The sequence below is a fragment of the Primorskyibacter sedentarius genome, assembly GCF_004342065.1.
GTDB classification, from domain to species: Bacteria; Pseudomonadota; Alphaproteobacteria; order Rhodobacterales; family Rhodobacteraceae; genus Primorskyibacter; species Primorskyibacter sedentarius.
Genome location: NZ_SLZU01000014.1, coordinates 96,776 through 104,522, shown reverse-complemented (window position 1 = coordinate 104,522; position 7,747 = coordinate 96,776). Strand labels below are relative to the sequence as shown.

Genomic DNA, 7,747 nt, shown 5'->3' with positions numbered 1-7,747 from the left:
AAGGGCACCACCGGCGATGCGATCTTCGCGGTCCTCTGTGGCTGCGGTCACAACATCCGCAAGATACTCGCCCACCTCCGGGCCATTTGGGCTGCGGTCATCTGCTGGCTTGCGGCCCACCTGAAGTCGCCGACAACGCGAATTCCTGTCGCTCAGGCGGTCTGAAGGCGTTGTTCAAAGCCGACTACTGCGTGTATTATATTAGTCATTAATTAAACTCCCCACGGGGAACGAATCATATTCAACAACTTGAACCTAAATGCAATTCAGTGATCCCCGAACCTAAACCGCCTTGAAATTATAGCAAATTAAGGTTAATGACGTCCACTCCCCGCAGGTTGTTCTGGCCTTGGTTGAATTCCATATACAAAACACATCCTATAGTAGATAAGCGTTTTCAGGGCAGTCCACGCCATAGGTTTACGTCTGGCTGAACGGCTGCATTGCAGCCGAAGCAGGGCTTTACTGCCCCGGCACGTCCAGCCCTTCGGGTTGACCTACGACAGTGAAATGCAGGTCCTCGGGGCGCAGAAGGCGTTTGGCGACGCGCTTTACATCGTCCAGCGTGACCGCCTCCACCTTTGCATTCCGGTCGACGACATATTCGGTAGGCAGCCCGTCCATCTGCATCCCGACGAGGATATCCGCAATCGGGCCGTTTCCGTCAAACCGCAGCGGGTAGGCGCCGGTCAGGTAGGTCTTGGCTTCCTCCAGCTCGTCCTGAGTCACGCCGTTTTCCGCCAGCTTCGCCCATTCGTCGCGGATCACTTGGATCGCTTCGGCGATGCGGTCATTGGCGCTGGCGACGCGACCGAGATAGAGCGCCGCGTGGTCCTTGGGCACGAGGTAGGAATAGACACCATAAGTCAGGCCACGCTTCTCGCGGACTTCCTGCATGAGACGGCTTTCAAAGCCGCCCCCGCCCAGCACAACATTCATGACATAGGCGGGGAAGAAATCCGGATCGTCGCGCTCAATGCCCTCATGCCCGAAAAGCGCAACCGATTGCGGGGTCTCGAACGGCACGATGTCTATCCCACCTTCCAGCGCAAAGCCCGCCGGTCCGGGTTGCTCCCAGCCGCTTTCGGGCAGATCCCCCAGCAGGTCATCAATCAGCGCCGAAAGCTCTTGCGCCGAGATATCACCGGCCGCCCCGATATAGACATTGTCGCGCCGCATCGTGCCCTTGTGCGCTGCCACCAGATCATCCCGCGTCAGTGCCGCCACGCTTTCCAGCGTACCGTCGGCGGAAGACCCGTAGGGATGGTCGCCAAAGGCCGCCGCGTCGAATGCCTGCCCGACAATGCTGTTGGGGTCTTTGAGGTCAGAGCGGATGCCGGATTCCACCTGGGCGCGAACACGCTCGATCGCGTCTTCGTCAAAGCGCGGATTGACCAGGGTCTCGCGCAGCAGCGCCACGGCCTCGTCCCGATTTTCGGTCAGGAACTTGGCAGAGACGGACACCGCGTCATCATAGGCGTCATAGCTGAACCGCGCGGCAAGCTCTTCTGTCCGTTCGGTGAAACTGCGCGCGTCCATGTCGCCTGCACCTTCCTCCAGCAGCGCCATCATCAGGTTCGTCGCGCCGCGCTTGCCTTCGCGGTCAAGCGAGGCACCCCCCTTGAAACGCAGTTCCAGCGCCACGAAGGGGATGCCTTGTTCCTCGACCAGCCACGCGTCGAACCCACCGGGTGTCGTGATTTCCTGAATGTCGATCTCTGCCCAGGCCGGGAAGGCCAGCAGAAGCGATGTCAGCAAGCTTGCCAGAAATCTCATTGCGTTACCTCCTCGGGGGTGGTCAGCCATCCGGTCACCGATTGGTTGCGGTCAAACACCTTGCGGGCGGCCGCGATGATCTCTTCGCCGGTGATGGATTGCAGGATGTTTGGCCAATCCTGCACATCCTCGACCGTCAGACCGATGGCAAGCGCCTGCCCGTAGCGATTTGCGAGCCGTTCGACATTGTCACGCGCATAGATGGTCTGGGCGCGCAGCTGCATCTTGATCCGGTCAAGCTGCGCTTCGTCGACACCTTCAGCGAGAAATTCGGCGATCACGCGGTCCATCGCGTCCTCGGCCTCTTGCAGGGAAACGCCGTCACTCGGAACAACTGCAACCCCGAAACTGCTCTCATCCAGCCGGGTATCGTCGTAAAAGGCCCCGGCCCAGACGGCGGTCTGGCTGTCGAAGGTCAGTGCCCGCACGAGTTTCGAGGTTTGCCCACCGCCCAGAACCTCTGCCAGCAGGGTCAGCGCCGCGGCATCGCGCTGATCGCCCGCATTGCGCGAGGGTGCAAGGTAGACGCGGCTGACATAGGGTTGGGCCACACGCGCGTCGCGGAAGGTCAGCCGCCGTTCGGCCAGTTGCGGTGGCTCGTCAGGCCGGGCGCGGGGCGAAAGCTCGGGGTTCGGGGGCAGCGGGCCGAATTGCTCGGTCGCCAGCGCGCGCACCTCTTCGGGTTCGACATCGCCCGCGACCACGAGGATCGCGTTGTTGGGGGCGTAGTATGTTTCGTAATAATCAAGCGCGTCCTGCAGATCCAACGTCACCATCTCGTGCCGCCAGCCGATGATGGGGATGCCGTAACGGTGGTTCATGTAAAGCGCCGCGTTGCGCTGTTCTCCGAACAGGGCGCCGGGGTCGTTTTCGGTCCGCTGGTTGCGCTCTTCGATGATGACTTCGCGCTCTGTCAGGATGTCTTCTTCGTCGAGGTTGAGGTTGACCATCCGGTCCGCCTCCATCCGCATCATCAATTCCAGCCGGTCAGCGGCCACGCGCTGGAAATACGCGGTGTAATCGTAGCTGGTAAAGGCGTTGTCCGACCCACCGTTGCGCGCCACGGTCCGGGAAAATTCGCCGGGTTCAAGCGTGTCGGTGCCCTTGAACAGCAGGTGTTCCAGAAAGTGTGCGACACCAGAGGCACCGGCGGGTTCATCTGCTGATCCGGCCCTGTACCACACCATATTGACGACGACCGGCGCACGGTGATCTTCGATCACCACCACCTCCATGCCGTTGTCCAGCGTGAACGTCGTGACGTCATCCTGTGGTACCGGAGCCTCTTCGGCATGGGCCAGCCCCGTGGCCACGATCAAGGCCAGGACGGCCCCCTTGACGGCATTGCGCATGCAGATCCTCCAAACGGTGTGAGGGCAAAGCTACGCTCAAACTGCGGGGTTTCAAGCCCGACCACGTCTTTGTGACAGGCCGGGCGACGTTTTAGTTGCCCGGCGGGGAGGTCGGTGTGCGCGCGCCCGCCTGACGGGCCGCATTTACCGTGCCGTAAGGGTCAAGCGTCTGGGCGCGATAGGCGCGGTTATACTCGTCTTCCTTGAAGAGTTTCCACGTGAAGAGCGACTTCCGCTTGCGGAATTCCAGATCCTCGGCAGCCAGATCCTGACGCACATTGCCGTCACGGCCCAGCCGGCTGGCATGATTGATCAGCGCACCGTCGCCCGCAGGCACGGAATCTGTCGGTGTCAGGCGCGAAGGATCGCCGCCCAGTGCTGCGACCGCGTCCTGTTTGGGCGTCTGATCGGTGCGGTTGGCCCCGCCCGGCGTGGGTGCGGGCAGTTCTGCGAAATTCGCCGGTTCAAGCAGGGGTTTCTTCGGCTCGATCGCGAATTCCTCAGGCGTGCCCCGGTTGTTGCGCAGATCATGGAGGGTGATGTCACGCTCGTACCCGCCGCAGGCGGTCAGCGCCATCATCGTTCCCAGCATCACCCAAATGTGCGGCCCAGTCATCGCCACCCTCCTGATCGTCATCATGTCAGCCATATCCGATTGATCGCCCAAGGTCACGGGGCCTTTTTTCCGGCCTTGCCGCCGGGTTTCTGCGGCGCCGGGAACAGCACCAGTCCCACAGCACCCACGAAGATGGCCACATCTGCGACATTGAAGGCAAACGGGTTCTCGATCCCGCAGCAGCTCATGTTCAGGAAATCGGCCACCGCGCCGTAAAGCAGCCTGTCGATGACATTCCCCAGCGCGCCACCGATCAGAAGACCCGCAGAGATCAGGCCCCATTTGCGCGGCGGATCGCGCCAGATCCAGATCACAACGAAAACCACGATCGCCAATGCGATGCTGATCAGGATCCAGCGCCCCATGTCGCTGTCACCCTGAAACAGGCCGAAATTCACACCCCTGTTCCACGCCATGCGGAAATTGAGCAGGGGCGGCAGGACGTCGATCTCGCCGCGGAACCGCAGATCCAGGAAATGCACGACCAGCCATTTTGTTGCCTGGTCGAGCATGAAGGTCCAGAAAGCGGACAGGAACACCAGTTTCATCGCTGCCCCATCCCTTTCGCGCGATATGTGTGTCGCCCCATCAATGACGGAAATGCCGCATGCCGGTAAAGACCATCGCAAGCCCGGCCTCATCGGCGGCTTTGATCACCTCGTCATCGCGCATGGAACCGCCGGGCTGGATCACCGCGACGGCCCCGGCCTCTGCCGCTGTCAGCAGCCCGTCGGGGAAGGGGAAGAACGCGTCGGACGCCACAACAGACCCTTGCGTCAAGGGCGCGGACAGGCCCAGAACCTCTGCCATGTCCTGCGATTTGCGCGCGGCAATGCGCGTGCTGTCAACGCGGCTCATCTGGCCAGCGCCAACGCCCACGGTGGCGCCATCCTTGACATAGACAATGGCGTTGGACTTGACGTGTTTGGCGACTTTCCAGGCAAAGAGCAGATCAGCCAGTTGTGCGTCGTCTGGCGCCTTTTTGGTCACGACTTTCAGATCGTCCAGCGTGATGGCGCCGTTATCGCGGTCCTGCACCAGCATGCCGCCAGAAACCTGCCGATAGGTCAGGCCGGCAAGTGCCGGGTTGGACAGACCGTTGGTGGTCAGCAGGCGCAGGTTCTTCTTCTTGGCAAAGATGTCGCGCGCCGCCTGATCGGCATCGGGGGCGATAACCACTTCGGTGAATATCTCGGAGATCGATTCGGCGGTGTCGCCATCCAGCGTGCCGTTTAGCGCGATGATGCCACCAAAGGCAGAGGTCCGGTCGCAATCGAAGGCGCGCTGATAGGCTTGCTTCAGCGTCTCGCCACGTGCCACGCCGCAAGGATTGGCGTGTTTGATGATCGCGCAGGCCGGGCCATTTTCCGGCAGGAATTCGGACACCAGCTCGAACGCCGCATCCGTGTCATTGATGTTGTTGTAGGACAGCTCTTTGCCCTGATGCTGCATCGCGGTCGATACGCCGGGGCGGGCCGATCCATCGGTATAAAAGGCCGCCGACTGGTGCGGGTTCTCGCCATACCGCAGCGACTGTGCCAGCGTTCCGGCAACCACGCGGCGACGCGGGGTCGCCTCGCCCAGCGCATCCGCCATCCAGGTGGACACAGCCGCGTCATAGGCACCGGTCCGCGCATAGGCGATCTGCGCCATTTTCTGACGGAAGGCATAGCTCGTCTGACCTTCATTGGCATCCAGTTCGGCCAAGAGCGCGTCGTAATCCTCGACATCCACAATGGTGGTGACGAAGCCGTGGTTCTTGGCTGCCGCGCGGATCATCGCAGGACCGCCGATATCGATATTCTCGATGCAGGTGTCGTAATCGGCACCCTTGGCGACGGTTTCCTCGAACGGGTACAGGTTCACCACCAGCAGGTCGATCGCGCCAATGCCGTGTTCGTCCATCGCCGCTACGTGATCCGCGTTGTCACGCAGCGCCAGCAGGCCACCATGCACCATCGGATGCAAGGTCTTCACGCGCCCATCCATCATCTCGGGAAAGCCTGTCACATCGGCCACGTCCCGAACGGCAATCCCGGCATCGCGGATCGCCTTGGCGCTGCCACCGGTGGACAGAAGTTCGACGCCGCGTTCGGCCAGGGCGCGGGCCAGATCCACAAGGCCGGTCTTGTCGGATACGGAAATCAATACGCGTTGCACGGGGGCGAGGTTGGCTGTGTTTTCTGTCATGTGTCGGCTGTCCCAGGTCTGCTTAAGGTCGGTAGCTCGATGTCATCGCGGGCAAGATCGCGGATCGCAACTGCGGTGTCCTGCGGCTTGGCCAGCGACCATCGGATGCGCGTCGCATACTCCATGGCGCGGCCAGATAAAACGACCTGTTTCGTCGCGCGGGGCCTCAAACGCCCTTTTTCCAGATAAACCGAGGGTTCGAGCGTCATTTCTGCGCTTCCTTCGTGTCGGAAAATCCAGATTTCCCCCGACCGCAGCGCCATGGACACGGCGGTTCCGCCCATATCCAGCGTGCTGTCAATTTCCGGATGCAGGTGAAAACGGATGCTGAACGGTACCCCTTCGAGCCCGGATGCATCAAGGCGCCGGTCAAAAAGCCGTTGGTCGGGATCGTCCAGCGACATCAGCAGATCCTCACCGACGATCGCCCTGCCATCGAATGTCATCTCAAGCGTGCGGACATGGGTCAGCCCGTGGGTCTTGCGATACCCGTCATGGCCGCCCTCAAAGCGGATGCCGTCCGGCGCATGGGTGATCTGGATCGGCACTTCGCGCGGCGTATCCTCCAGTGCCTCATGCCGCGTGGCCCCGATCATGCCGGGTTTGCCAAGCCGCGCACTGGAATAGCCGTCAAGCGTCAGCGTGGAATGCGACGGTGTCGCCCGGCCGGCCCTGCGCCAATCCTCACCGAAAACAGCGCCAGAGCCGCAATTGACGATGAGAGGGCGGCGGCCGGAGGTCAGCTCGAATGCCAGCGTCGAGGCATGTGCCTTGAGCGACGCCGCCCCCGAAGGCGGAGCTGCCGCATCAATGACCACGCTCGTGCGGCCCGCCGAAAGCCGGGCATAGCCCATCGCCAGCCCGTCGGCATGGCGGTTCTTGGCACCTGACATCGCCAGCGCCTGATCCAGCCGCCCGTCAAGCCCGCGCCCGCCACCGTGGAACCGCGCCAGCCCGCCGTCGGAATGGCGCAGCGTGCGCAATGTCGGCGCGATTCGGTCGATCGCGGCCATATGCGGCTCTTCCGGCAGTTTGCCCGCCTCGTCGAGGGACGAACAGGCCCAAGTCAGCAAGGTGAAAACCTCCAGAAGTTCTTCGGGGTTGCGGGTGGGAATTCCGCCCTGATCGTCGACCTGAATGCGACATTCCTCGCTCAGTGCGCGCCGCGCGGGAAGGACGTGCCGCTCCATCCCGTCCAGCGACAACCCTGCATAAAGCAGACCTGTAAGCGCCTCGAACCGTGCCACGCCCGGTGGCGTTGCCTGCCAGCGCCGACCAACGAACTCTGTCTGCTGCGCCAGAATGCGAAAGAAGGCCTGCGATTGGGGCCGTTCGATCCCGCGCAACAGAAAGATCGCGTGATGGATCCAGCGTATCAGGCGACGCCCGGTCAGTTCCGGCACCCAGCCTGGCCCCTGCCCCTTGCCATAGCGGGTGATCCAGCCCCAAAGCCAACGCTGCGCCACCTCCCTTGCTGCGGGATCGCCGACTGCGGCCAGATCGTCGAGCCATGCAAAGCCGTGGATTTCCTCCTCGAACGCCGCATCGGGCGGGTCGAGATCCCACAGCATCGCGCCCCGGGCTTCCAGAAGATGACCTGCGAATTGCAGGTTCCCGGCGACCAGCTGGCGCCCTCTGGCATAGCTGCCGACGGTGCGTGGTTCCGGCTGGAGTTTGAATGCGGTTGCGGTTGCTGCCCGCGTGCACAGACGCGCATGCAGACGATTCATCCAGCGCATTCGCCGCGCTGACCAGCTTTGGGAGTCGGCCATTCGTTGCCCTGCGCTCAGCCCTCAGGCGGCCTCTACGTGCC

6 protein-coding genes and 1 pseudogene are annotated in these 7,747 nt (G+C 62.2%); 1 reads left to right on the top strand and 6 read right to left on the bottom strand.

From position 1 onward, the window contains the following. Positions 1-165 (top strand): annotated as a pseudogene (locus EDD52_RS24050) (IS5/IS1182 family transposase); the annotation flags it as partial. A 297-nt stretch (positions 166-462) separates the two neighbouring features. Here the strand turns inward: EDD52_RS24050 and EDD52_RS17085 are convergent. The 6 genes from EDD52_RS17085 to EDD52_RS17060 form a co-directional block, all read right to left on the bottom strand. Beyond that, on the bottom strand, positions 463-1,776 hold the full coding sequence (locus EDD52_RS17085) for a M16 family metallopeptidase (protein WP_132247202.1): 1,314 nt from the start codon (positions 1,774-1,776) through the stop codon (positions 463-465). After that, positions 1,773-3,128: a M16 family metallopeptidase gene (locus EDD52_RS17080; protein WP_132247200.1), complete on the bottom strand. Its 1,356-nt coding sequence runs from the start codon at positions 3,126-3,128 to the stop codon at positions 1,773-1,775. Before EDD52_RS17080 ends, EDD52_RS17085 begins: the two co-directional genes overlap by 4 nt. A 91-nt stretch (positions 3,129-3,219) precedes the next feature. Continuing rightward, a complete protein-coding gene (locus tag EDD52_RS17075; RefSeq protein ID WP_132247198.1) occupies positions 3,220-3,744 on the bottom strand; it encodes a DUF3035 domain-containing protein in 525 nt (174 codons plus the stop codon). 53 nt (positions 3,745-3,797) lie between these two features. Continuing rightward, positions 3,798-4,292 (bottom strand): signal peptidase II, encoded by a 495-nt coding sequence (gene lspA, locus EDD52_RS17070; protein WP_132247196.1) that lies wholly within the window; start codon positions 4,290-4,292, stop codon positions 3,798-3,800. Positions 4,293-4,332: 40 nt separating this feature from the next. After that, complete coding sequence (purH, locus tag EDD52_RS17065) at positions 4,333-5,934, bottom strand: bifunctional phosphoribosylaminoimidazolecarboxamide formyltransferase/IMP cyclohydrolase (RefSeq protein WP_132247194.1); 1,602 nt, start codon at positions 5,932-5,934, stop codon at positions 4,333-4,335. Beyond that, on the bottom strand, positions 5,931-7,706 hold the full coding sequence (locus EDD52_RS17060) for a heparinase II/III family protein (protein ID WP_132247192.1): 1,776 nt from the start codon (positions 7,704-7,706) through the stop codon (positions 5,931-5,933). Before EDD52_RS17060 ends, purH begins: the two co-directional genes overlap by 4 nt. Between the last annotated feature and the right edge of the window lie 41 nt (positions 7,707-7,747).

What these genes read in the sequence shown, in the direction of transcription:
- EDD52_RS17080 (WP_132247200.1), bottom strand. Translation starts at nt 3,128, where the DNA reads ATGCGCAATGCCGTCAAGGGGGCCGTCCTGGCCTTGATCGTGGCCACG.
- lspA (WP_132247196.1), bottom strand. Translation starts at nt 4,292, where the DNA reads ATGAAACTGGTGTTCCTGTCCGCTTTCTGGACCTTCATGCTCGACCAG.
- EDD52_RS17085 (WP_132247202.1), bottom strand. Translation starts at nt 1,776, where the DNA reads ATGAGATTTCTGGCAAGCTTGCTGACATCGCTTCTGCTGGCCTTCCCG.
- EDD52_RS17075 (WP_132247198.1), bottom strand. Translation starts at nt 3,744, where the DNA reads ATGACTGGGCCGCACATTTGGGTGATGCTGGGAACGATGATGGCGCTG.
- EDD52_RS17060 (WP_132247192.1), bottom strand. Translation starts at nt 7,706, where the DNA reads ATGGCCGACTCCCAAAGCTGGTCAGCGCGGCGAATGCGCTGGATGAAT.
- purH (WP_132247194.1), bottom strand. Translation starts at nt 5,934, where the DNA reads ATGACAGAAAACACAGCCAACCTCGCCCCCGTGCAACGCGTATTGATT.